1 pseudogene is annotated in these 723 nt (G+C 46.2%); it reads left to right on the top strand.

Annotated features, from left to right (window positions below):
• Positions 1-295 precede the first annotated feature (295 nt).
• Positions 296-580 (top strand): annotated as a pseudogene (locus tag OKC40_RS22750) (hypothetical protein); the annotation flags it as partial.
• Between the last annotated feature and the right edge of the window lie 143 nt (positions 581-723).

Genomic DNA, 723 nt, shown 5'->3' with positions numbered 1-723 from the left:
GGGGTGACGTGAGCGCGTTAAGGATCAGGGTGTTCACGTTGGCCGGAATGGCTGTTCAACTTCGCCGGAATACGCACACATCAGGCTTGTACATCAGATACAAGCCATTAGCTGTATAGATCTGCATAGCAAAGTATATGTAATGCACAGAGTGCTAAATGCAGATTGGTATATCAACCTAGTGGTTTGATAAGAGAGAACAGTATCAGTTGTCCGTAAAGTTTTACGTAGCAATCCTCATTAATGATGATAAGTGAAGTCACCTGAGTATCTAACCAACGGGTATAGGTATTCCATGCGAGCTATAGGAACTTATATGAAATCAAAAGTCGGGTATCATTTAATAGCCGACGAGCTAGAAAACTTACGAGGTGTGGCTGAGGCCAAGTATGGTTCAATATCCTTTGAGCAGTTGAAAACATCCGTGGAGGTAATCGCTAACTTCTTGAATAAACACCCACGAGTGTTTGCAGTGCGCGTTGACCTACGCTTCCCCCTGATATCCATCATGGATGATCCGGATATGCCGACAAGCTTCCCACCGGAGGTAGAGGAGGAAAAGGTTATTAAGCGCTTTATAGCTTCACTAAAAAGCCAAATACAGGCGGCACGTCACCGTAAGGGTAAGACGGGTAAACCATTCTTCTTCCTGATTACCCATGACCCTCAGCCAGCTTCAAGAGCCGATATGGCATCGGAGGGCTTGCCACGACTGCATGCCCC

Source organism: Aeromonas sp. QDB11, assembly GCF_027705265.1.
Lineage (GTDB): Bacteria > Pseudomonadota > Gammaproteobacteria > Enterobacterales > Aeromonadaceae > Aeromonas > Aeromonas allosaccharophila.
This window is presented reverse-complemented; position numbering and strand designations above follow the sequence as displayed.